At 70.3% G+C, this 23,543-nt stretch carries 23 protein-coding genes; 16 read left to right on the top strand and 7 right to left on the bottom strand.

The window, feature by feature from the left end; genetic code table 11:
- Window positions 1–41 precede the first annotated feature (41 nt).
- A complete protein-coding gene (locus OG406_RS18935; RefSeq protein WP_329186795.1) occupies window positions 42–566 on the bottom strand; it encodes a hypothetical protein in 525 nt (174 codons plus the stop codon).
- Between the two features lie 157 nt (window positions 567–723).
- Between OG406_RS18935 and OG406_RS18930 the strand changes: the two genes are divergently transcribed.
- The 4 genes from OG406_RS18930 to OG406_RS18915 all read left to right on the top strand — a co-directional run bounded on the left by OG406_RS18930 (window position 724) and on the right by OG406_RS18915 (window position 2,598).
- Window positions 724–1,107, top strand: a complete 384-nt coding sequence (locus OG406_RS18930; protein WP_164372913.1) for a VOC family protein — start codon at window positions 724–726, stop codon at window positions 1,105–1,107.
- 224 nt (window positions 1,108–1,331) lie between these two features.
- Window positions 1,332–1,649, top strand: coding sequence for an ArsR/SmtB family transcription factor (locus tag OG406_RS18925; RefSeq protein ID WP_267051681.1), 318 nt, complete (start codon window positions 1,332–1,334; stop codon window positions 1,647–1,649).
- Entirely contained in the window at window positions 1,646–2,107 is a 462-nt protein-coding gene (locus OG406_RS18920; protein ID WP_164372914.1) for an SRPBCC family protein, read from the top strand. Before OG406_RS18925 ends, OG406_RS18920 begins: the two co-directional genes overlap by 4 nt.
- 206 nt (window positions 2,108–2,313) lie before the next feature.
- On the top strand, window positions 2,314–2,598 hold the full coding sequence (locus OG406_RS18915) for a DUF397 domain-containing protein (RefSeq protein WP_081218590.1): 285 nt from the start codon (window positions 2,314–2,316) through the stop codon (window positions 2,596–2,598).
- Window positions 2,599–2,723: 125 nt separating this feature from the next.
- Here the strand turns inward: OG406_RS18915 and OG406_RS18910 are convergent, their stop codons facing one another.
- The gene (locus tag OG406_RS18910; RefSeq protein ID WP_164372915.1) at window positions 2,724–3,242 is read right to left on the bottom strand and encodes an ATP-binding protein; all 519 of its coding nucleotides are present in this window, start codon (window positions 3,240–3,242) and stop codon (window positions 2,724–2,726) included.
- Window positions 3,243–3,579: 337 nt separating this feature from the next.
- Here OG406_RS18910 and OG406_RS18905 point away from each other — a divergent pair, with 337 nt between their 5' ends.
- The 4 genes from OG406_RS18905 to OG406_RS18890 all read left to right on the top strand — a co-directional run bounded on the left by OG406_RS18905 (window position 3,580) and on the right by OG406_RS18890 (window position 7,395).
- A complete protein-coding gene (locus OG406_RS18905; RefSeq protein WP_164373004.1) occupies window positions 3,580–4,404 on the top strand; it encodes a helix-turn-helix domain-containing protein in 825 nt (274 codons plus the stop codon).
- Window positions 4,405–4,539: 135 nt separating this feature from the next.
- On the top strand, window positions 4,540–6,000 hold the full coding sequence (locus OG406_RS18900) for an aldehyde dehydrogenase family protein (RefSeq protein WP_266615428.1): 1,461 nt from the start codon (window positions 4,540–4,542) through the stop codon (window positions 5,998–6,000).
- A gap of 182 nt (window positions 6,001–6,182) precedes the next feature.
- A complete protein-coding gene (locus OG406_RS18895) occupies window positions 6,183–6,731 on the top strand; it encodes a DinB family protein (RefSeq protein WP_266847592.1) in 549 nt (182 codons plus the stop codon).
- A gap of 22 nt (window positions 6,732–6,753) precedes the next feature.
- Window positions 6,754–7,395 (top strand): PadR family transcriptional regulator, encoded by a 642-nt coding sequence (locus OG406_RS18890; protein ID WP_267051464.1) that lies wholly within the window; start codon window positions 6,754–6,756, stop codon window positions 7,393–7,395.
- Window positions 7,396–7,448: 53 nt separating this feature from the next.
- Here OG406_RS18890 and OG406_RS18885 read toward each other — a convergent pair whose 3' ends face one another.
- On the bottom strand, window positions 7,449–8,855 hold the full coding sequence (locus OG406_RS18885) for a glutamate decarboxylase (protein ID WP_267051465.1): 1,407 nt from the start codon (window positions 8,853–8,855) through the stop codon (window positions 7,449–7,451).
- Window positions 8,856–8,936: 81 nt separating this feature from the next.
- On the bottom strand, window positions 8,937–10,178 hold the full coding sequence (locus OG406_RS18880) for an ion channel protein (protein WP_329190873.1): 1,242 nt from the start codon (window positions 10,176–10,178) through the stop codon (window positions 8,937–8,939).
- Between the two features lie 212 nt (window positions 10,179–10,390).
- On the opposite strand from OG406_RS18880, the gene OG406_RS18875 reads away from it, so the two are divergent.
- Window positions 10,391–11,161, top strand: a complete 771-nt coding sequence (locus OG406_RS18875; RefSeq protein ID WP_329186790.1) for a MerR family transcriptional regulator — start codon at window positions 10,391–10,393, stop codon at window positions 11,159–11,161.
- 109 nt (window positions 11,162–11,270) lie between these two features.
- Here OG406_RS18875 and OG406_RS18870 read toward each other — a convergent pair whose 3' ends face one another.
- On the bottom strand, window positions 11,271–11,636 hold the full coding sequence (locus OG406_RS18870) for a YbjQ family protein (RefSeq protein WP_081218598.1): 366 nt from the start codon (window positions 11,634–11,636) through the stop codon (window positions 11,271–11,273).
- A gap of 140 nt (window positions 11,637–11,776) precedes the next feature.
- Here OG406_RS18870 and OG406_RS18865 point away from each other — a divergent pair, with 140 nt between their 5' ends.
- Window positions 11,777–12,970: a DedA family protein gene (locus OG406_RS18865; protein ID WP_329186787.1), complete on the top strand. Its 1,194-nt coding sequence runs from the start codon at window positions 11,777–11,779 to the stop codon at window positions 12,968–12,970.
- Between the two features lie 34 nt (window positions 12,971–13,004).
- Here OG406_RS18865 and OG406_RS18860 read toward each other — a convergent pair whose 3' ends face one another.
- Window positions 13,005–14,729, bottom strand: a complete 1,725-nt coding sequence (locus tag OG406_RS18860) for a threonine/serine ThrE exporter family protein (RefSeq protein WP_266615434.1) — start codon at window positions 14,727–14,729, stop codon at window positions 13,005–13,007.
- Window positions 14,730–14,881: 152 nt separating this feature from the next.
- A complete protein-coding gene (locus tag OG406_RS18855) occupies window positions 14,882–15,373 on the bottom strand; it encodes an inorganic diphosphatase (RefSeq protein ID WP_081218601.1) in 492 nt (163 codons plus the stop codon).
- A 79-nt stretch (window positions 15,374–15,452) separates the two neighbouring features.
- Between OG406_RS18855 and dacB the strand changes: the two genes are divergently transcribed.
- From dacB to folE, 6 genes are all read left to right on the top strand, one after another.
- On the top strand, window positions 15,453–17,009 hold the full coding sequence (gene dacB / locus OG406_RS18850) for a D-alanyl-D-alanine carboxypeptidase/D-alanyl-D-alanine endopeptidase (RefSeq protein WP_329186786.1): 1,557 nt from the start codon (window positions 15,453–15,455) through the stop codon (window positions 17,007–17,009).
- Window positions 17,010–17,213: 204 nt separating this feature from the next.
- Entirely contained in the window at window positions 17,214–18,362 is a 1,149-nt protein-coding gene (locus OG406_RS18845) for a zinc-dependent metalloprotease (RefSeq protein ID WP_164372922.1), read from the top strand.
- 192 nt (window positions 18,363–18,554) lie between these two features.
- Complete coding sequence (gene tilS / locus OG406_RS18840; RefSeq protein ID WP_164372923.1) at window positions 18,555–19,721, top strand: tRNA lysidine(34) synthetase TilS; 1,167 nt, start codon at window positions 18,555–18,557, stop codon at window positions 19,719–19,721.
- 115 nt (window positions 19,722–19,836) lie between these two features.
- On the top strand, window positions 19,837–20,397 hold the full coding sequence (gene hpt / locus OG406_RS18835) for a hypoxanthine phosphoribosyltransferase (RefSeq protein ID WP_081218605.1): 561 nt from the start codon (window positions 19,837–19,839) through the stop codon (window positions 20,395–20,397).
- A 199-nt stretch (window positions 20,398–20,596) separates the two neighbouring features.
- On the top strand, window positions 20,597–22,624 hold the full coding sequence (gene ftsH, locus OG406_RS18830; protein ID WP_164373007.1) for an ATP-dependent zinc metalloprotease FtsH: 2,028 nt from the start codon (window positions 20,597–20,599) through the stop codon (window positions 22,622–22,624).
- A 146-nt stretch (window positions 22,625–22,770) separates the two neighbouring features.
- Window positions 22,771–23,376 (top strand): GTP cyclohydrolase I FolE, encoded by a 606-nt coding sequence (gene folE, locus OG406_RS18825; RefSeq protein ID WP_164372924.1) that lies wholly within the window; start codon window positions 22,771–22,773, stop codon window positions 23,374–23,376.
- The last annotated feature ends 167 nt before the right edge of the window (window positions 23,377–23,543 follow it).

Genomic DNA, 23,543 nt, shown 5'->3' with positions numbered 1-23,543 from the left:
TTCGCCCGGAGACGCCTCGGTCACGTCCGACGCCGGTCCCGTCAGGACCCCAGCCCGAGGCTCGCGGTCGGCAGACCCGTGGGCAGCTTGCCGCCCTCGCTCTTCGTGTACGTCTCCTCGCCGAGCGCGCCCCGCCAGGTGACGTGCAGGGTCCGGCCCGCGACGGAGTCGACCGTGCCGACGGCGCGGTCCTTGCTGCCGTCGGTGCAGGTGAGCCGGATGGTCCGGGTGCCGGACTTCTCGGCGGTGGTGCCGCTGCACATGGTGCCGCCGGTCGCGAAGAGGCCCGCCTGCCCGCCGTTGACCATCAGCACCACGGCCTTGCCGCCCGCCGTGGTCAGCCAGCTGCCCGACAGGTCGCCGCCCGCCGAGGACGTTCCGCCGGAGCCGCCGCCCGTGCCCCCGCCGTCGGTGCCGGTGCCCGCCGTCGCGGACGGGCCGGCGGTCGTCGGCGTGGCCTCGGAGCCGTCGTCGCCGCTGCAGCCGGTAAGCGCGAGCGCCGCCGCCAGACCCGCGGCCGCGGCCGTGAGACGTGCCCGGCCAAACGGGAAGGTCGCCGTAGTCACTGAAGCCCCCAAGGGTGGGTCGGATGCCGCGTCGCCTGAACGGCGGCAGCAAGTTACCAGGACAGTCCGAGGGTTCCCCGAGTCCGTCACCGGATGTCATGGGTAGGAAATCTCCTACGGTTGACTCGTAGGAAATCTCCTACCTATTCTGGGATGCATGAACATCACCCACGCCTCCTTCGTCACGCTCCCCGTCGCCGACCAGGACCGGGCCCTGCGCTTCTACAGGGACGTCCTCGGTTTCGAGGTCACCGCCGACCTGGAGATGCCGCCCGGCCGCTGGCTCCAGGTGGCGCCCGCCGGGGCGCAGACGGTCTTCACGCTCTCGGGTCCGGGCATGGGCGGTTTCACGCCGGGCGGGAGCCGGGGGATCATGTTGGTCACGACCGACGTCGACGCCGACTGCGCTCGGCTCGTCGCCGCCGGGGTGGCGGTGGAGGGTCCGGACGACCTCCCCTGGGGCCGGATGGCCTCGTTCCGCGACCCGGACGGCAACGGTCTGATGCTGATCACGGAGAAGGCCCTCGACACGGCCTCGTAGGAGAAGGGTGCGGAGCGCGCCATGACGGTGACCGGAGCGGAGCTGTGACCGGTGCGGACCGGGTGACGGGACCCCCCGCCGGCCGGTCGGCGCGCACGGCCGCGCCCGAGACCGCCTCCGCCGGTGCCCCCTCGACGACGGTCACCCCTGTCACCGCCACGCCCCCCGCCCCTGCCTCCGCGCCCGCGCCGGACACCGGGGCCGGCCCCGGAGCCCGCGAGGACCTGCTCTTCGCCGCGCTCGCCAACGGCACCCGCCGCGAGGTGCTCCGGCTGCTGCGGGAGCGCGGGCCCCAGCCCGTCCAGGTGCTGGCCGACCACTTCGCCATGCGGCGCCCGAGCCTCTCGGAACACCTCCGGGTGCTCCGGGAGGCCGGCCTCGTCTCCGAGGAGCGCGCGGGCCGGCAGCGCATCTACCGCCTGGAGGCCGCCCCGCTGGCCGACGTCCAGGACTGGCTCCATCCGTACGAGCGGTTCTGGCGCGACAGGCTCAAGGGCCTCGGCGATCTCCTGGACCGCATGAGCGACGATGCCGGGACATGAACCCCGTTCCGGATGATGACCTCACGACGATCCGCGTCGACCAGTTCCTGCCGCATCCGCCGGCCAAGGTCTGGCGCGCCCTCACCGAGCCCGAGCTGCTGGCGGGGTGGCAGATGCCGGGCTCCGAGGACTTCCGGCTCGAAGTCGGCCACCGGTACACGCTGACGTCCGTGCCGCGCCCCAACACGAACTTCTCCGGCAGCGTCGACGTGCGCGTTCTCGCCTTCGAACCGGAGCGGATGCTGAGCGTCCGGTGGGCCGACGCGGACGGCTCCGGCTCTGTCCACTGGACCATCACATGGACACTGGAACAGGAAGGGCGCGGCACGCGTCTCTTCCTAGTACACGAGGGATTCGATCCGGACGATCCCGCACAGATGATGGCGCGCACGATCATGGACGGGGGTTGGAGGTCGCACGTGATGCGGGCTCTGGGGAACGCGCTGGACCGCATGTAGGGCGGTTCGGCGCACGGGCGGAGTGCAGGGCGTAGTACCGGGAACAACAGTCGGTAGTCAAGAACCGGTTGAAGCTGTAACCGCAGGAACACCCCCCGTGCACGTGCATCTGCCCATGCATCTGCACATGAACAGAGCTATGATCCGAGTCAGTTGACCACTGCATCTATGGCCACCTCAGCCACTGCACGACCGGGGAGCGACCTGTGGACCACGACGTGTTCGACCTGGATGACGTGTACAAGGGCATGGCCGACGACGTGTACAACGGCATGGCCGCGACCGAACTCGACGGCGTGGCCTGGCAGAAGAGCCGGCACAGCAACTCGCAGGGTTCCTGCGTGGAGTTCGCGCGGCTGCCCGGCGGCGAGGTCGCGGTGCGGAACTCGCGGTTCCCCGAGGGGCCCGCGCTCGTCTACACCCGTGCCGAGATAGAGGCGATGCTCCTGGGCATCAAGGACGGCGAGTTCGACCATCTGATCGCCGGATGACGGATGTGATCGCGGGACGTACGGCAGGGGCCGGCCGCGGGAGGACCGGCTTCGACCGAGGGTAGTCGTCACGCAGCGTTCCATGACGCGCGTAGAACCGCGGCGCCGGAGGGCGCCGCGGTTCTTCATGCACAGGGGGGAGCGGTCGGCGCCGGTTGCGGCGGCAGCCGGAACAGCGCCCAGACCACCTTGCCGCTGAGTGTTCCGGCCAGCGGGTGCCAGCCCCAGCCGTCGGCGAAGGAGTCGACGAGGAAGAGCCCGCGGCCGGACTCCGCGGAGAAGTCGTCCGAGTCGCCGGCGACCGGACTCTCGTGGCTGGGGTCGCGCACCGCGCACACCAGTCGTGAGGTCCAGCGCATCAAGTGCAGCCGTACGGGCGGCCCTTGGTCGTCACGCGGGGTGTCCGAGGGCAGCGCGTGCCGCAGTGCGTTGGTGACGAGTTCGGAGACGACCAGACAGACGTCGTCGAACCGCTCGCCGATGTCCCACTGGTCCAGCGTCCTGCGGGTGAACTGCCGCGCCTCACGGACCGCCTCGAAACGGGCTGGCAGAGCGCACGAGGCGGCGCTGCACACGGCCGCGGGATCGAGAGGCGGAAGTCCCTGCCGTAAGGGTTCGAGCATGGTCGATCCATTCGTCCCCATGCGAGGCACTCCCGGGTGTTCGCGGTCGTTGCGATGCAGCGGTGGCGCGGGGACCATGGTTCCGAATGCGTACAGCAGATGCAAGGGCAGATGCACGTGCACGCGACCGGATTGGACCTTCCTCTCCTGATTCCTGTGCATTTATTCTGGCGAGATATTCCCGTTGTTGACGGTCTGTTGATCTGTTACTGCGCGCCTCCTTTGGCTCCTTTCCGTTTCCGTAACCGAACGAGTACTGCTTGAAGTGTTTTAGTGGCAGACTGCGGCGTCTGGAAGACGGTTGGGGAGGCGGACGAACGTGAGCGCTGGTGAGTCGAGCGGCTCGGTGGTGCGGCGCATGCTGCTGGGGTCACATCTGCGGCGCCTGCGTGAGGCGCGTGGCATCACCCGCGAAGCGGCCGGCTACTCGATCCGCGCCTCCGAATCGAAGATCAGCCGCATGGAGTTGGGACGGGTGAGCTTCAAGACGCGCGACGTCGAGGATCTGCTGACGCTCTACGGCATCACCGACGAGGCGGAGCGCACCTCCCTGGTCTCGCTCGCCAAGGAGGCCAACGTCGCGGGCTGGTGGCACAGTTACTCCGACGTCCTGCCGAGCTGGTTCCCCACCTATGTGGGCCTCGAAGGCGCCGCCCACCTGATCCGTGTCTACGAAGTCCAGTTCGTGCACGGCCTGTTGCAGACCGAGGCGTACGCCCACGCGGTGGTCCGGCGGGGCATGAAGGGCGCCTCCGCCGCCGACGTCGACCGTCGTGTCGCGCTGCGTCTGGAGCGCCAGAAGTACCTCCTCGCCCCGAACGCCCCGGAGTTCCACATCGTCCTCGACGAGGCCGCGCTCCGCCGTCCGTACGGTGACCGCGAGGTGATGCGCGGACAGCTCCAGCACCTGATCGACGTGTCGGAACAGCCCAACGTCCGGCTCCAGGTGATGCCGTTCAGCTTCGGCGGGCACTCCGGCGAGAGCGGCTCCTTCACCCTCCTCAGTTTCCCGGAGTCCGACCTCTCGGACGTGGTCTATCTGGAGCAGCTGACCAGCGCGCTCTACCTGGACAAGCGCGAGGACGTCACGCAGTACGAGAGCGCGCTCAAGGAGCTCCAGCAGGACAGCCCCGGGCCGTCCGAGAGCCGCGACCTGCTCCGGGGTCTCCTCCAGCTCTCCTGATCGACGCCCGGACTTGCCAGGTCACCTTCAACTCCCTTGAAACACAAGTACGATGACGTGTGATCAGACCGTGATCGGATGTCCGCTGCCCCGGGCCAGGAGCCTGCTTCGGCAGCACAGGGATTGAGGGAGCGCATGTCGTCCTACTTCACCGACCTGGCCCAGCAGTACATCGACGGCGAGTGGCGCCCGGGCACCGGCTCCTGGGACATCATCGACTTCAACCCGTACGACGGCGAGAAGCTGGCCTCGATCACCATCGCCACGGTGGAGGAGGTCGACGACGCCTACCGTGCCGCCGAGCGCGCCCAGAAGGAATGGGGCGCCACCAACCCGTACGCGCGCCGCGCCGTCTTCGAGAAGGCCCTCGCCCTCATCGACGAGCGTGAGGCCGAGATCACCGAGGTGATCATCGCGGAGCTGGGCGGCACCCGTCTCAAGGCCGCGTTCGAGCTGCACCTCGTCCGGGAGTTCCTGCGCGAGTCGGTCCAGCTGGCGCTGCGTCCCGAGGGGAAGATCATCCCCTCGCCGGTCGACGGCAAGGAGAACCGCCTCTACCGCGTCCCGGTGGGCGTCGTGGGTGTCATCAGCCCCTTCAACTTCCCCTTCCTGCTGTCGGTCAAGTCCGTCGCCCCGGCCCTCGCGCTCGGCAACGGCGTGGTCCTCAAGCCGCACCAGAACACGCCGATCGTCGGCGGCTCCCTGGTCGCGAAGATCTTCGAGGACGCGGGGCTGCCGGGCGGCCTGCTGAACGTCGTCATCACCGACATAGCCGAGATAGGCGACGCCTTCATCGAGCACCCGGTGCCGAAGGTCATCTCCTTCACCGGCTCCGACAAGGTCGGCCGGCACGTCGCCACGGTCTGCGCCGCGAACTTCAAGCGCTCGGTCCTCGAACTGGGCGGCAACAGCGCCCTGGTGGTGCTGGACGACGCGGACGTCGACTACGCGGTCGACGCCGCCGTCTTCAGCCGCTACGTCCACCAGGGCCAGGTCTGCATGGCCGCGAACCGTGTCCTCGTGGACCGCTCCGTCGAGGCGGAGTTCACCGAGAAGTTCGTCGCCAAGGTGCGGACGCTGAAGGCCGGTGACCCCGGCGACCCGCAGACGGTGATCGGCCCCGTCATCAACTCCTCGCAGGCGGACTCCCTTTCGGCCACCGTCGAGCAGGCGATCGCCGAGGGCGCCACCGCCCTGGTGCACGGTACGACCACCGACAACCTGGTCGAGCCCTCCGTCCTGACCGGCCTGCCCGCCGACTCCGCCCTGCTTCGCCAGGAGGTCTTCGGGCCGGTCGTCTTCCTCGTCCCCTTCGACGGCGAGGAGGAGGCCGTCCGCCTCGTCAACGACACCCCCTACGGACTGTCCGGCGCCGTCCACACCGCCGACGTCGAGCGCGGCGTGAACTTCGCCAAGCAGATCGACACCGGCATGTTCCACGTGAACGACGGCACCGTCCACGACGAGCCCCTCGTCCCGTTCGGCGGCGAGAAGCACTCCGGCATCGGCCGCCTGAACGGCGAGACGACGGTCGACGCGTTCACCACCACGAAGTGGATCTCCGTGCAGCACGGCCGCAGCCGCTTCCCCTTCTGAGGGCTCCTGACGGCTCCTGACGGCCTCCGGCAGCCGGAGGGGAACGTCCCCTCGCGACCGCCGAGACGGTCCTCGCCCCCTTCTCGCGCACTCGGGCCCTTGCGGACAGAACCTGACCGCAAGGGCCCGTAGCGTCCATCGGTGTCAGGCAGAAGGACCCGATGGGACGAGAGGGGCCGTTCATGGTCACGCACGTGGGAGCCGAGGAACGGGGCGACGAGCGCGGTGCGCTGCTCGCCTTCATCGAGGAGCAGCGGGGCGGTGTCCGCCGGGCGCTGCTCGGACTCACCGAGGAGCAGGCCGCGAGCCGGCCGAGCGCGAGCGAACTGTCCCTGTCCGGGCTGCTCAAGCATGTCGCCGAGGTCGAGCAGGGGTGGATCGCCCGCGCCCGGGGCGAGGCCCCCGCCGTGCGGCGGGACGAGTCGAACTGGCACGAGTGCTTCGTGCTGGTCGAGGGCGAGACCGTCGCCTCCCAGCTCGCGTACTGGGAGAAGGTCGCCGCCGAGACCGACGCGTTCCTGCGCTCGGTGCCGAGTCTCGACGCGACCTTCGCGCTCCCGGCCGACCCCTGGTTCCCGCCCGAGGGACGCGTGTCGATGCGGTGGGTGGCCCTCCACCTGATCCGCGAGACGGCCCGGCACGCGGGCCACGCCGACATCATCCGCGAGTCGCTGGACGGGAGGACGGCCTTCGAGCTGGTCGCACAGGAGCGGGGCACCTCCTGGGGCTGACACCGCGCCTAGGCTGGGCGGCATGTCAGCGATCCGTCTCCTCGTGCTCGGCGCGGTACGCCAGCACGGGCGGGCCCACGGCTACCAGGTGCGCAACGACCTGGAGTACTGGGGCGCGCACGAGTGGTCCAACGCCAAACCCGGCTCGATCTACCACGCGCTCAAGCAGATGGCCAAGCAGGGCTTGCTGCACGCCCACGAGATCGCGCCGTCCACGGCCGGCGGCCCGCCCCGCACCGAGTACGAGATCACGGACAGCGGCACCGCGGAGTTCCTGGCGCTGCTGCGGGCGTCCCTGACGGCGTACGACCAGAAGATGGACGTGCGGTCGGCGGGGATCGGCTTCATGGTCGACCTCCCGCGGGAGGAGGCCCTGTCCCTCCTGAAGGAGCGGATCGGGAGGATCGAGGAGTGGCGGGCGGCGGTGACCGGGCACTATGTGCCCGAGGACGGCCCGGAACAGCTCGGCCACATCGGGGAGATCATGAACCTGTGGGTCCACTCCGCCGATGCCGACGCGGCGTGGACCCGCGGTCTGATCTCCCGCGTCGAGGCCGGCGCGTACACCTTCGCGGGGGAGGGCGCGCCGTTCGTCGGGGTCCTCGCGGAGGGCGAGGAGAACCCGTACGCGACGGGCGAGCGGCACCCGGAGGACACCCGCTGACCCGTCACGACCGCGCCACCGGCTGAGCGTGGACGACCCGCCCCGGGGCCGCCCTAGTGGTGGAAGCTGGTCGCCGCGCTCTTGTCCCGGGTCAACGGGGCGGACTGGGCGCGCAGTTCGGGCAGCAGCCGCTTCAGGTCGTCGATGAACAGCTCGGCCAGGTCGGAGGTGAAGCCGTTGCGGCACACCACCCGCAGCACCGACAGGTCCTGCCGGTTCTCGGGGAACGTGTACGCCGGGATCAGCCAGCCGCTCTCGCGCATGCGCCGGGACACGTCGAACACGTCGTACGAGGTGATGTCCGGCGTCGTCGTGAAGGCGAACACCGGCAGCTCGTCGCCCCGGGTGATGAGCCGGAAGTCGCCCAGGCAGTCGACCCGTTCGGCCAGACCTCGTGCCACGTCCCGGGTCGTCTGCTGCACCGTCCGGTAGCCCTCGCGGCCCAGCCGCAGGAACGTGTAGTACTGCGCGGCGACCTGCGCTCCGGGGCGCGAGAAGTTGAGCGCGAAGGTCGGCATGTCGCCGCCCAGGTAGTTCACCCGGAACACCAGCTCCTCGGGCAGGTCCTCGGGGGTCCGCCAGAGCGCCCAGCCGACGCCCGGGTACACCAGGCCGTACTTGTGGCCCGAGGTGTTGATCGACGCCACCCGCGGCAGCCGGAAGTCCCAGACGAGGTCCTCGTCGATGAAGGGCGCGACCATCGCGCCGGACGCGCCGTCGACATGGACGGGGATGTCGAGGCCCGTGCGCTCCTGGAGGGCGTCCAGCGCCTCGCACAGCTCCTGGATCGGCTCGTACGACCCGTCGAAGGTGGAGCCGAGGATGCCGACGACCCCGATGGTGTTCTCGTCGCACAGCTCGGCCGCCGCCTGGGGGTCGAGATGGAACCGGTCGCCCTCCATGGGGACCTGGCGGGCCTCGACCTCCCAGAAGTTGCAGAACTTGTCCCAGCAGACCTGGACGTTCACCCCCATCACCAGGTTGGGCCGCGCGCCGGGGTAGCGGTCGGCGTTGCGCTGCGTCCAGCGCCGCTTCAGCGCCATGCCGGCGAGCATGCACGCCTCGCTCGACCCGGTCGTCGAACAGCCGACCGTCGCGGAGGGGTCCGGCGCGTGCCACAGCTCGGCGAGCATCGCCACGCAGCGCCGCTCCAGCTCGGCCGTGCGCGGGTACTCGTCCTTGTCGATCATGTTCTTGTCGCGGCACTCCGCCATCAGCATCCCCGCCTGCGGTTCCATCCAGGTGGTGACGAAGGTGGCGAGGTTCAGCCGGGAGTTCCCGTCCAGCATCAGCTCGTCGTGCACGATCTGGAGCGCCGTGGTGGGCGGCAGCGGGCCGTCCGGGAGGCGGTGCTTCGGCGGCGCCTCGACCATGCCGCTGACCGGGTTGGTCTCCCCGTAGAACGGGTTGACGGACATCGGGCTCTCTTCGTGCGCCTGGTGGCCCTTGTGGAGCGCCATGGGTCTTCTCCCATCGGTCTGCGGGACGGAGTGTCCCCTTCGTTCATCGGATGCGGGCACTCCCGCGGTTCACGGATCGGGTCATCGGATCGCGGTCCCGTCCTCGCGCAGCTGCATCTGGGGCCGGCCCGTCACCAGCAGCCAGGCCGGCAGGGAGGCGATGCACAGAAGGGCGATGATCGAGGGCGAGGACACCAGAACGGCGGCGGTGAACAGGCTCACCCAGCCCTGCCGGGTGATCGCGAGGAGCGTGCCCAGGACTCCGGCGGCCAGTCCCAGCGAGGCCGGGACCGAGGGAACGAGTGCGTGGGCGCACAGGCCGAACGCGGCGCCCGCGAACACGGCCGGGAAGATGCGGCCGCCGCGGAAGCCGCAGGACGCCGCGATCACCAGCGCGGCCAGCTTCACCACGGTCATCAGCGCGAGCCGGCCCGCCGAGTAGCCGTCGGGGTTCCTGGCCAGCTCGGCGACCTGGTCCAGGCCCTTGAACAGCGTCAGGGAGCCGCCCAGACAGCCGAGCAGGCCGAGGACGAGCCCGCCGACGGGAAGCGCCACCATGGGGCGACGCAGGCGCGAGAAGACCTTGTGGACGTAGGGGAAGACGTAGACCGCGGCCATGCCCAGCACGGCCGCCGCGGAGGCGATCACCAGCGCGGACAGGACGTCGGCCCAGCCGGGATCGCCGAGCGGGGGCAGATCGAGGTCGAAGCTCGAATGGCCGAGCAGCGCCGTGGTCATCGAGCCCACCGAAGCCGCCGTCAGCGGGGCGAAGAGGTTGTCCCACAGCCTGCCCCTCACCTGGCGCCCGGCGAGCGCCTCGGAGATGACCAGCGCCGCCGCCACCGGCGTACCGAACAGGGCGCCGATGGTCGCGGCCTCGGCCAGGGTCACCCACACCTCGCCGGGGGCGGCGGGCGCGAACCTGCGGCCCGCCCAGAACGCCAGCGCCACGTTGACCGCGATGATCGGGTTCTCGGGGCCGAGGCTCGGACCGCCGGCCAGCATCAGCGCGGTCGCCACGAGGAGCCCCGGGAGGATCACGAGGGCCATCGGGGAGGCCTGGAGCCCCAGGGTCGCCGGGTCGGGGCCCGCGTGTCCCGGTGCCTTCCACACCACCAGACCGACCAGGACACCGGTGGCGGTGAGCATGACGATCATCCACAGGGAGGAGTAGCCGCCGATGCCGAGCGCGTCCGGGAGAGTGGTCCACAGCACGTCCTTGAGCTGTTCGGCCAGCTCGCTCACGCCGACGAAGAGGAGGCTGGCGACCGCGCCGACGACCACGGCAGGAAGGAACAGCGGCAGCAGGGTCCGTGCGCGCATCGCCCCGGAGGGGGCCGGCCCCGGGGGAGCCGCTTCTTCGGTCACGGGCTCACCCTAAGTGCGTGAAACGGACATAACATCCCGAGCGGCCGCCGGAGCCCGGCGGGGGAGAGGCCGCCCGGGGGCGTCCCGGGCCGGACGACGGGCCGGGACTTGCACCTCACGTGGCGTGAGGACCCATCGTGAAGCGCGTACCGAGGAAGGAGCGGACGTTGAGCTACTCAGTGGGCCAGGTCGCCGGTTTCGCCGGGATCACGGTGCGCACGCTGCACCACTACGACGAGATCGGCCTGCTCGCACCCGGCGGGCGCAGCCACGCGGGGCACCGGCGCTACGACGACGCCGACCTCGACCGGCTGCAGCAGATCCTGTTCTACCGGGAGCTCGGCTTCCCGCTCGACGAGGTCGCCGCCCTGCTCGACGACCAGGCGACCGGGAAGGCCGACCCGCGCACACACCTGCGCCGTCAGCACGACCTGCTCACCGCCCGGATCGAGAGACTGCAGAAGATGGCGGCGGCCGTGGAGCACGCCATGGAGGCACGCACGATGGGCATCAACCTCACGCCCGAGGAGAGGTTCGAGGTCTTCGGGGACAAGGACCCCGAGGCACACGCGGAGGAGGCCGAACGCCGCTGGGGAGGGACGGACACCTACGCCGAGTCGCAGCGCCGTGCGGCCGGCTACACCAAGGACGACTGGAAGCGGATGCAGGCGGAGGTGGCGTCGTGGGGCGAGCGGTACGCAGCCCTCATGGAGGCCGGTGATCCGCCGGACGGCGAGCGGGCCATGGACCTGGCCGAGGAGCACCGGCGGCACATCACCCGGTGGTTCTACGACTGCACCTACGCGATCCACCGAGGACTCGGCGAGATGTACGTCGCCGACGAGCGGTTCAAGGAGTTCTACGACTCCATGCGGCCGGGACTGGCCGAGCACCTGAGGGACGCGATCGCGGCGAACGCGGTCCGGGCCGGCGCGTGAGGACCGGCCGCCCGCCCACGGGCGCGCACCGGCCGTAGACAGAGGAGTAGGGGGCGTCCGTCCATGGCGGCCGCCCCTTACCCGTGCCGGCCCGCACGGGCCGTTCGCGCTACTCCTTCACGAGGACCACGGCCGTCCCGTACGCGCACACCTCCGTGCCGACGTCCGCCGCCTCGCTCACGTCGAAGCGGAACATCAGGACGCCGTTGCCGCCACGCGTGCGTGCCTGCTCGACGAGCCGTTCCATGGCCTGGTTCCTCGTCTCGACCAGCGTCTTGGTGAGCCCCTTGAGCTCACCGCCGATCATCGACTTCAGACCCGCGCCGATCTGGCTGCCCAGATGACGCGAGCGCACGGTGAGGCCGAACACCTCACCGATGACCCGCTCGACGCGGTATCCGGGTACGTCGTTCGTCGTCACGACCAGAACGTCCGACTGCGGACCCTGGCCGCCTCCGTATTCTTCGATGCCCATGGCTCACAGCTTTGTCCCAGTCGGCGCACAGTGCATCCTGGAGCCACGGGTGGAACCTGGGGTGGACCCATTGCGTTGATAGCTTTGGTCGGCCGAACAGGACCGCCGCACCTCCCTTCACCCCTCAGGAGCCCGGAACCGTGACGACGCTTGCCCTAGGTCCAAGCTGGCTGGATCCGAACACGCTCCTGGACAACTTCGGCATCTGGGGCCTGCTGCTCATCGTCTTCGCCGAGTCCGGTCTGCTCATCGGCTTCTTCCTGCCGGGCGACTCGCTGCTGTTCACCTGCGGTCTGCTGATCACGGCGGGCACCCTGGACTTCCCGCTGTGGGCGGCGATCCTGCTGATCTGCGTCGCGGCGATCCTCGGCGACCAGGCGGGCTACCTGTTCGGCAAGAAGGTCGGTCCCTCCCTGTTCACCCGCCCGGACTCCCGCCTGTTCAAGCAGGAGAACGTGGTGAAGGCCCACGAGTTCTTCGAGAAGTACGGGCCCAAGTCCCTGGTGCTGGCCCGCTTCGTGCCCATCGTGCGCACGTTCACGCCGATCATCGCCGGCGTCAGCGGCATGAAGTACCGCTCCTTCATCACGTTCAACATCATCGGCGGCGTCCTGTGGGGAGCGGGTGTCACCCTGCTCGGTTCCTGGCTCGGCAACATCGAGTTCGTGCACAAGAACATCGAGGCGATCCTGATCCTGATCGTCCTCGTGTCGGTCGTCCCGATCGCCATCGAGTTCCTGCGCGCCCGGTCCAAGGCCAAGAAGAACCCGCAGCCGCCGGCCCAGGACCTGCCCCCGGCCGCCCACACCCGTCCCGCCGCGCCCGTCATGGACGACGCGACCCGGCCGCTGCGCGTACCGCCGGTCCAGGAGGGCCAGGACCAGTACGGCTACCAGGGCCACGGCCAGGCGTACGGGAACACCGGCCACGACGGTTCGTACGGCCACCAGGGTCAGAACCAGAACCAGAACCAGGGCCACGACCCGTACGGCCACCAGGGCGGCCAGGACCCGTACGCGAACCAGAACCAGGGCTACGGCCACCCGCACCAGCAGCCGCAGTACCAGGACCCGTACCAGCAGCAGTACGGCCAGGGTCAGGGCGGCTACGACCAGCAGCAGTACGACCCGCAGCAGTACGACCAGGGCTACCAGCAGGGCTACGACCAGGGACGCCCCCAGCAGCAGCACGAGCCCCAGCAGCAGCCCCAGCAGGGTTACGACCCGCGTCAGGGCCGCCGTCGCCCGTACCCGCAGGACCCCTCCCAGCAGCCGTACGGCTCGGAGCAGTACCCCTACGGCCAGGGGAACGGTCAGGGGAACGGCCGGAGCTGACGGCGCGCGGCCGCCCTCGCGGCGGCCGCGGACCTCAGAATCCGCGCGTCCGCTTGGCGGCCCGCCGGCCGCCGGCGGAGCCGCCCGGCAGCCGCAGGAAGAGCCGCGAGATCTCCGAACCGAGGTTCACGCCGATCGCGATGGCCATCGCCAGGGCCGCCGCCTTCGTGAGCGAGACCAGGCCCTTGTCGACCTCGTTCTGCGCGATCGACAGCAGTCCGAAGTAGGTGGCCGAACCGGGCAGCAGCGGCCCGATCGCAGCGGTCGTGTACGGCAGCGCCGACGCGAACCGGTAGCGCGACAGCAACTGCCCGAAGAGCCCGACCAGGCCCGCGGCGACGGCCGTGGAGGCCACCGGGGAGATGCCCCCCGCGTAGTGCATCGCCCCGTACACCGACCAGGCGACTCCTCCGTTGAGGGTCACGGCCAGCACGGTGGACCGCTCCTGCTGGAGGAGCACCGCGAAGGTCAGCGACAGCAGCATGGACGCGGCGATCTGCAGCAGCGGCCGTTCGGAGATGTTCAGCGCCGCGTCCGGGTTGAGCTCCGCGCCCAGCTTCACGCCGAAATACAGCACGACGAGGACACCGGCGACGATGCCGACGAAGAAGTACATGACTTCGAGCAGGCGCGCGGACGCGGTGATATAGAAGCCGGTCAGACCGTCCTGCACGCCCGCGACGAGCGCCCGCCCCGGCAGCAGGGCGAAGAGCCCACCGGTGATCACCGCGGACGCCTTCACGTCGACGTGCGCGACCGTGAGGGCCACCCCTATCGCGGCGGGCGGCATGGCGGCGACGGTGAACTGGTAGAACTCGGGCAGTCCGCGTCCGGCGCACAGCCACGCGAGCCGGTCGCCGAGCATCGCGCCGAGTGCCGCCGCGACGAACACGATCGCGTCACCGCCGACGAGCACGGAGGCCGCACCGGCCAGCAGCCCGCCGGAGGCCGTGAGCACCCATCCGGGGTACGGGTGCCGGTTGCGGCGCATCTCCGCGAGGCGCCCGTAGGCCTCCTCCAGGGAGATCGCGGTCTCCGGGTCGCTGAGATCGTCCACGAGCCGGTACACGGCCGCCAGACGGGTGTAGTCGGTGCCCCGGCGGCGGACCGTCCGGGACGCCGTCACCGGGTCGTCCACCAGGGACGGCTGGTGCGAGATCGACAGCAGCGTGAAGGTGACGGTCGGCTCGCAGCGGTCGAGGCCGTAGGAGCGGCAGACGGCGAACATCGCCGTCTCCACGTCCTCGGCGCCCTCACCGCCCGCGAGGAGCAGCTCGCCGATCCTCAGCGTCAGGTCGAGCACGCGCGGGACGGCCGGCCCCGAATCGTCCTCCTTGTGGACGGGCTCGGGCGCCGGCCGTTCGGTCACCGGCATGCGCAGCATCGTGCGCATCCGGTCCTGCCAAGGGGCGTCCTTCGTCAGGCTGACGGACGGGATGCCGTTCGGCGGGGTGAAGGCCGGCGGGGCCTGCCGCGCGCTGTACGTGGCGGGGAGGCTGAACGCCGAGCCCTCCTGCTCGACCGGCGGCGCCTGCGTGACATCGAGGCCACGGGGGACCGAGAACTCGGACGTGGTCGACGCGTCGGCCGGCTGCTGCTGCGCGCCGGCGAGCCCCTTGGGAAGGGCGAACTCCGACGTGATCGACGAGTCCTCGTCAACAGCCGCAGACCCTGGCGCCGCGAGACCGGCAGACGGACCGAAGGCCTTCCTCGCCTCGTCCGACTGCGGCTTGCGGTCTTCCGCTTCCGGGTCCGCCACCAACTCCCGCCTCGCCTTTCGCCTGCCTGTGGATCTTCTTCTAACCTCCGTATGCCTCAGTATGCGTACGGATACGCGAACGGGCCGCGCGGCCCCCGGAGGGATCGCACGGCCCGTTCGGAATCGGGGCGGCCGGAGCCGCCCACGGCAGGTCAGTGACCGCCCGACTCCTTGAAGCGCTTGTAGGAACGCTCGATCTCGGCCTCGGCGTCCGTGCGGCCGACCCAGTCGGCGCCCTCGACGGACTTGCCGGGCTCGAGGTCCTTGTAGACCTCGAAGAAGTGCTGGATCTCCAGGCGGTCGAACTCCGACACGTGGTGGATGTCGCGCAGGTGCTCCACCCGCGGGTCGTGCGCCGGGACGCACAGCAGTTTGTCGTCGCCGCCGGCCTCGTCCGTCATCCGGAACATGCCGATGGTTCGGCACTGGATGAGGCAGCCGGGGAACGTCGGCTCGTCCAGGATGACCAGGGCGTCCAGCGGGTCGCCGTCCTCGCCGAGGGTGTTCTCGACGAAGCCGTAGTCGGCCGGGTAGCTGGTCGAGGTGAAGAGTCGACGGTCCAGACGGATCCGACCGGTCTCGTGGTCCACCTCGTACTTGTTCCGTGAACCCTTCGGAATCTCGATCGTGACGTCGAACTCCACCGGTGGCTCCTCCATGATCAGCACATAGTTCTGGTGGTTAAGTGTCCCTCACGCAGGTGGGTGATCGCGAAAGGGGCTGGTGGTCGTGCCAGAGCTGAGGGCTTGGCGGACCGCGAGACCGCATCTGGTGCGGGTCGCGCGGACGGTGAAACCGCATGTGGCGCGGGTCACCCGAGCCGTGCGGCCCCGTGCCGTGCGGTTCACGACACCGCAGCTCACAGCGGTCGCCGCCACCGTGGGGCTGGCGCTCGCGGCCGGTGCGGCGACCGTGGCCGGTCCCTGGGACTCCACCGGTCAGCGTACGGCGGAGCGCGACTGGGCCGCATCGCGGGCGCCCGAGGGTGGCGCAGATCACGCGGGCGCGGCCGGTGCCGCCGCGACGACGCCCCGGCCCGCCCCCAGCGCCGCGACCGTCCTGGCCGGACTGAGCCGCTCCACGGGCACCGTGCCCGCCCCCGCCGAGAAGGCCCTCAAGAACGTCCTCGACCCCCTGCTCGACGACTCCGTCCTCGGCGCCCGGCGCACCGCCGTCGTCGTCGACGTGGCGACCGGCAAGCGGCTCTACGGCAAGGGCGCCGACGAGGTCCAGACCCCGGCCTCCACCACGAAGATCGCCACCGCGGTCGCCGCCCTCACGGCCCCCGGCCCCGACCACCGCATCACGACGCGTACGGTCCTGGAGCCCGACACCAAGGAGGTCGTGCTGGTCGGCGGCGGCGACCCGACCCTGACCGCGCGCAAGGTCACCGACGGCTGGGCGAGCCTGCGCACCCTCGCCGACCGGACGGCCGCCGCGCTGAAGTCCCGTCACATGGACCACGTGACGCTCTCGTACGACACCTCGCTCTACAAGGGGCCCGTACTTCACCCCATCGGGGTCAACGAGAACATCGCCGAGGTGACCCCGCTGATGGTCGACGAGGGCCGCGGGGACGACTCCACGAGCGGTACGGCCGTGCGCGCCGGGGACCCGGCGGCCGACGCGGCGCGGAAGTTCGCCGATCTGCTGCACGCCCGCGGCATCGACGCGACCTCACCGGGCCCCTCGAAGGCGACGGGCCGCTCCAAGGCCCTCGCGTCCGTCTCCTCGCCGCCGCTGTCCGCGCTCGTCGAGCGCATGCTGACCAACAGCGACAACGACATCGCCGAGGCCCTGGCCCGTCAGGTCGCCCTCGCCACCGGCGCGGACCCCAGCTTCGACGGCGACGCGAAGGCGATCCACGCCGTCCTGAAGAAGCTCGGACTCCCGCTCACCGGCGCGCACTTCGCGGACGGCAGCGGTCTGAACCGCGCCGACAAGCTCTCCGCGGACCTCCTCACCGCCCTGCTGGCCGCCGCCGGTGACCCGGACCACCCGGAACTCCGCACGGTCCTCACGGGGCTGCCCATCGCCGGCTTCACCGGCACGCTCAGCACCCGGTACGCCGACGCCCCCACGGCCACCGGCGTCGTCCGCGCCAAGACCGGCACCCTGACGGGCGTGAACACCCTCGCCGGAACGGTCGTCGACGCGGACGGCCGACTTCTCGCCTTCGCCTTCATGACGTCGGACGAGGCGAACCCGCCCAATCCGTTCGCCGCGCGGTCCGCCCTCGACCACACGGCGACGGCACTGGCGTCCTGCGGCTGCCGGTAGCCGCGGGACGGCGGGACGGACGGGGCCCGTCACGGCGGAGGGACGGGCCCGCCACGGCGACAGGACGAGTGAACGATGAGCCGTCCGCACGGCGTCGGGCCCGTTCCGTCCCACCGGCATCAGCGGCACCACCGGCCCCCCGCCCGGCCGCATCCGGCGCCGTACCCCTCACCGCAGGCGGACCCGCTCACGTACGGTTGACGCATGACGAGCATCGGTGGTGCTGCATCTACTGGGATGGTCGACTGGAACCTCGCGGTGGCGACCGCGACCCGGCTCGTGCGGCCGGGCCCCGAAGTGAGCCGTGACGAGGCCAGGGCCATCGTCGCCGAACTGCGCAGGCACGCGAAGTCCTCGGAGGAGCACGTCCGGGGCTTCACCCGCATGGGTGACGACGTCCTGCACGACACCCCCGTCCTCGTCGTCGACCGCCCCGGATGGGTGCGGGCGAACGTCGCGGGGTTCCGGGAGATCCTCAAGCCCCTCCTGGGGAAGATGCAGGAGCGGCGCGGCAACACTCCCGGCGGAGCCGTCCTCGGCGCGGTCGGCGGCAAGGTCACCGGCGTCGAGGTGGGCATGCTGCTGTCGTTCCTGTCCTCGCGGGTCCTCGGGCAGTACGAGACGTTCGCGCCCGCGACCCGGGACCTGCCCGCCGGCGGCCCAGCGGGTCCCGGCAACGGCGGTGGCAGGCTGCTGCTCGTCGCCCCGAACATCGTGCACGTGGAGCGTGAACTCGACGTCCAGCCGCACGACTTCCGCCTCTGGGTGTGCCTCCACGAGGAGACGCACCGCACCCAGTTCTCGGCCGTGCCCTGGCTGCGCGACCACCTGGAGGGCGAAATCCAGTCGTTCTTGGGGGAGACCGAGGTCGACCCCATGACCGTCCTGGAGCGCGTCCGCGAGGCCGCGCAGTCCCTCGCCGGCTCGCGCCCGGACACCGAGGAGGACGACGGCGGGCGTTCCCTTGTGGAAATCGTGCAGACGCCCGCCCAGCGGGAGATCCTCGGCCGGCTCACCGCCGTGATGTCGCTCCTGGAGGGACACGCCGACTTCGTGATGGACGGCGTCGGACCCGAGGTGGTCCCCTCCGTCGCGGAGATCCGCGAGAAGTTCCAGCAGCGCCGCGCGAAGGGTGCCTCCCGCCTGGACCTGGCCCTGCGCAAGCTGCTCGGCCTCGACGCGAAGCTCCGGCAGTACCGCGACGGCGAGCGTTTCGTCCGCGCGGTCGTCAACGAGGTCGGCATGGACGGGTTCAACCGCGTGTGGACCTCGCCGAACACCCTCCCGACCAAGGCGGAGATCGCCAAACCGGCGGACTGGGTCACACGGGTGCACCGCAAGGCGGAGTCGTGAACCTTACGGGACGGTCGTGAACCGGATCCGGCCGACGGCAGGCAAACGCCCCTCCAATCACCCGTCCGAGGGACCGTGGAGCATGGGTAGGCGTGCAATGCTCGGGGAACGCCCCGGTTCTGTCACCATCTACACACTCTGAGTGACCGATCCCGGGCTAACCCCCCGAAAACTTCATGAAGGGAACCGGACATGGGTCCCCATCCTGCGGTCGCGGCGATACGCCTGGCGGTCCGCCGCGTACTCCACGACATCCTCACCGAGCACCCGCCCACCCCCGACACCCGGCGTACGCCCGCGCGCGGTGCCGCGCGCCCCTGCGTGCCCGACGCCGAGCGCGTCCCCGCCCCCGGAACACGCCGCAGCATGACCGTGCCGGCGGGCGCTCCCCTCGAACAGCCCCCCGCGACCTCTCCCCGGCCGCGCCAGGGCGGCGACGCGCCTCCGGCGCCCCTCGTCCTCGTAGCGTGCTCCGGCGGCGCCGATTCCATGGCGCTCGCCTCCGCCCTCGCCTTCGAGGCCCCCAAACTCGGCATCCGAGCCGGTGGCATCACCGTCGACCACGGTCTGCAGCCCGGTTCCGACCTGCGCGCCGACGAGGTCGTCCTGCGCCTGACCGAACTCGGCCTGGGCCCCGCCGAGTCGATCGCCGTCACCGTCGGCCGCGACGGAGGCCCCGAGGCCGCCGCCCGCGACGCCCGGTACGCCGCTCTGGACTCCGCCGCCGAGCGCCACGGCGCCACCGCGATCCTCCTCGGCCACACCCGCGACGACCAGGCCGAGACCGTCCTGCTCGGCCTCGCCCGCGGCTCCGGCATCCGCTCCCTGTCCGGCATGGCCGCGGTCTCGGGGGCCGACGGCCGCTACCGGCGTCCCTTCCTGCACCTGGACCGGCAGACCGCCCGCAAGGCGTGCATGGTCCAGTCGCTGCCCGTCTGGGACGACCCGCACAACACCGATCCGGCGTACACGCGTTCGCGGCTCCGCCACGAGGGGCTGCCCGCCCTGGAGAAGGCCCTCGGCAAAGGCGTCGTGGAGGCGCTCGCCCGGACGGCCCAGCTGTCCCGGGACGACGCCGACGCCCTCGACACCTGGGCCAGCCAGGCCGAGGCCTCCGTACGCGACGCGGCCGGCCTCCTGGAGTGCGCCAAGCTCTACGCCCTGCCGCCCGCCGTACGGCGCCGCATCCTGCGCCGCGCGGCCATCGAGGCGGGTGCCCCGGCGGGTTCCCTGTTCGCCCGTCACATCGAGGAGATCGACCGGCTGATCACCGGCTGGCGAGGCCAGGGAGCGATCAATCTCCCGGGCAAAGTCGTCGCTCAGCGGCAGGGTGGCAGACTGGTGATTCGGCAAGGCTGAAAACCGGACCCTCCGCCGGGGCCGCTCACGCGGTTCCACGGGACCCCAGTACCGGGTCCCGGGCGGTCCGACCGGCCGCGCGAGCCCAAAAAAGTGGGACGGACGACCGAAAGTGATGCGGGTGGACGCGAAAGACATGGGCACCGACCTCAAGTCGGTGCTCATCACCAAGGAAGAGATCGACGCGAAGCTGGCAGAGCTGGCCGCGAAGATCGACGCGGAGTACGCGGGCAAGGACCTGCTGATCGTCGGAGTGCTCAAGGGCGCCGTGATGGTCATGGCGGACCTCGCGCGTGCGCTGTCCACCCCCGTCACCATGGACTGGATGGCCGTGTCGTCGTACGGCGCGGGCACCCAGTCCTCCGGCGTGGTGCGGATCCTCAAGGATCTCGACACCGACATCAAGGGCAAGCACGTCCTGATCGTCGAGGACATCATCGACTCGGGACTGACCCTGTCCTGGCTGCTGTCCAACCTCGGCTCGCGCGAGCCCGCCTCGCTGAAGGTGTGCACGCTGCTGCGCAAGCCGGACGCGGCGAAGGTCGCGATCGACGTGGAGTGGGTCGGCTTCGACATCCCGAACGAGTTCGTCATCGGGTACGGCCTGGACTACGCCGAGAAGTACCGCAACCTCCCGTTCGTCGGTACGCTCGCGCCCCACGTCTACGGCGGCTGAGCACCTTCCCGACGAGGGCGGCTGAGTCCTCGTAAGGCGTTCGGGAACCCCAGCGGGTTTCGCGCCGTTGGAGCATGCGTGGGCGGGATTGCCAGCAGTCCCCTGCGGCTTCGGGTGACAATGCTGGGGTACCGTCCGAAGAACAGTCTTTATCAAACTCACTATGGCAGGAGGGACGGGGCGGCACCGCTCCGTATGGATGGACGTGAAGCGATACTTCCGTGGGCCGGTCATGTGGATCGTGCTGGCCGTCCTTGCCGTGGTCGTGTTGATGCAGGTCGTCGGTTCGTCCGGCGGCTACAAGACGGTGGACACCGGCCAGGTCGTCCAGGCGATCAACCAGAACAAGGTCGAGTCGGCAAAGATCACCACCGGCGACGAGCAGGTCATCAAGGTCTCGCTGAAGGACGGCGAGAAGGTTGACGGCAGCTCGAAGATCCAGTCGAGTTACATCGGCGACCAGGGCGTGACCCTGGCCAACACACTCCAGAACAAGTACGAGAACAAGCAGATCCCGGACGGCTACACCGTTTCGCCGTCCAAGCAGAACCCGTTCCTGGGCATCCTGCTGTCTCTGCTGCCCTTCGTCCTCATCGTCGTCGTCTTCCTGTTCCTGATGAATCAGATGCAGGGTGGCGGCTCCCGGGTCATGAACTTCGGGAAGTCCAAGGCGAAGCTCATCACCAAGGACACCCCGAAGACGACGTTCGCGGACGTCGCCGGTTCGGACGAGGCCGTCGAGGAGCTCCACGAGATCAAGGAGTTCCTCCAGGAGCCGGCCAAGTTCCAGGCCGTCGGCGCCAAGATCCCCAAGGGCGTCCTGCTCTACGGGCCTCCTGGTACCGGCAAGACCCTGCTCGCGCGTGCTGTCGCGGGCGAGGCGGGCGTTCCCTTCTACTCGATCTCGGGTTCCGACTTCGTCGAGATGTTCGTCGGTGTCGGTGCCTCCCGAGTCCGTGACCTCTTCGAGCAGGCCAAGGCGAACGCCCCGGCGATCGTCTTCGTCGACGAGATCGACGCGGTCGGCCGCCATCGCGGCGCCGGCCTCGGCGGCGGTCACGACGAGCGCGAGCAGACGCTCAACCAGCTGCTCGTCGAGATGGACGGCTTCGACGTGAAGGGCGGCGTCATCCTGATCGCCGCCACGAACCGGCCCGACATCCTCGACCCGGCCCTCCTGCGCCCCGGCCGGTTCGACCGCCAGATCGCGGTCGACCGCCCGGACATGCAGGGCCGTCTGGAGATCCTCAAGGTCCACCAGAAGGGCAAGCCGGTCGCCCCGGGCGTCGACCTGTCCGCGGTGGCCCGCCGGACCCCCGGCTTCACCGGTGCCGACCTGTCGAACGTGCTGAACGAAGCTGCGCTGCTCACCGCGCGCAGCAACAAGAAGCTCATCGACAACGACATGCTGGACGAGGCGATCGACCGTGTGGTCGCGGGCCCGCAGAAGCGGACCCGGATCATGTCGGACAAGGAGAAGAAGATCACCGCGTACCACGAGGGCGGACACGCCCTGGTCGCGGCGGCTTCTCCGAACTCCGACCCGGTGCACAAGATCACGATCCTGTCGCGTGGCCGTGCCCTCGGCTACACGATGGTCCTGCCGGACGAGGACAAGTACTCCACGACGCGCAACGAGATGCTGGACCAGCTCGCGTACATGCTGGGCGGCCGCGCGGCCGAGGAGCTCGTCTTCCACGACCCGACCACCGGTGCGGCGAACGACATCGAGAAGGCCACGGCCACCGCTCGCGCGATGGTCACGCAGTACGGCATGACCGAGCGTCTGGGCGCGATCAAGTTCGGCGGCGACAACACCGAGCCCTTCCTGGGCCGGGAGATGTCGCACCCGCGTGACTACTCGGAAGAGGTCGCCGCGCTCGTCGACGAAGAGGTCAAGAAGCTCATCGAGAACGCGCACAACGAGGCCTGGGAGATCCTGGTCGAGAACCGCGACGTTCTGGACGCGCTGGTGCTCCAGCTGCTGGAGAAGGAGACGCTGAGCAAGGAGCAGATCGCCGAGGTCTTCGCTCCCATCGTGAAGCGCCCGGCCCGCCCCGCGTGGACCGGCTCCTCCCGCCGTACTCCGTCCACCCGTCCGCCGGTGCTCTCCCCCAAGGAGCTGTCACTGACGAACGGCGCGAACGGCTCGACGGCTTCCATCGCCACGGCGACGGAGTCCGTCCCGGCTACGGAGACCAGCCCGGAGGACCGCACCGAGAGCTGACATCGTTCGGCTCCCGGCGCTCTCACCAGGGCCGGAATGCATACCGCGCCTCCCAGGTTCTAGCCTGGGGGGCGCGGCTTTTTCGTACGCCCGCACCTTTTGGACGCGTCGACGGCACGCGCAGGATCCCCAGGAACGAGGACCAGATGACCGACCCCGTGACGCTGGACGGCGAGGCCACGATCGGCGAGTTCGACGAGAAGCGCGCCGAGAACGCCGTACGCGAGCTGCTGATAGCCGTCGGCGAGGACCCGGACCGCGAGGGGCTCAGAGAGACGCCGGGGCGTGTGGCGCGGGCGTACAAGGAGATCTTCGCGGGACTGCGGCAGCAGCCGGAGGACGTGCTGACGACGACGTTCGACCTGGGCCACGACGAGATGGTCCTGGTGAAGGACATCGAGGTCTTCAGCACCTGTGAGCACCACCTGGTGCCGTTCCGGGGCGTCGCCCACGTCGGCTACATCCCGGCGGCCACCGGAAAGATCACCGGCTTGTCGAAGCTGGCGCGCCTCGTCGACGTCTTCGCCCGGCGCCCGCAGGTGCAGGAGCGGCTGACGACCCAGATCGCCGACTCGCTGATGGAGATCCTGGAGCCGCGCGGTGTGATCGTGGTCATCGAGTGCGAGCACATGTGCATGTCGATGCGCGGTATCCGCAAGCCCGGCGCGAAGACCATCACGTCGGCGGTCCGCGGACAGCTGCGGGACGCGGCGACGCGCAACGAGGCGATGAGCCTCATCATGGCCCGCTAGGGCCTGTCGTCCGGATCATGCGGTGGGCCGGAGACAGACCTCGCGGCGCGCCGGCCCCGTCGCGGGGCGGTCCGCGCCGGTCCGGCCGGCCGCCGGGCGGCTCCGCAACGCCACGGGCCCCGGTCCCGCCGGTGAAGGCGGACCGGGGCCCGTGGCGTTCGTTCCTC

It is taken from the genome of Streptomyces sp. NBC_01428 (assembly GCF_036231965.1).
Taxonomy (GTDB): domain Bacteria; phylum Actinomycetota; class Actinomycetes; order Streptomycetales; family Streptomycetaceae; genus Streptomyces.
This window is presented reverse-complemented; position numbering and strand designations above follow the sequence as displayed.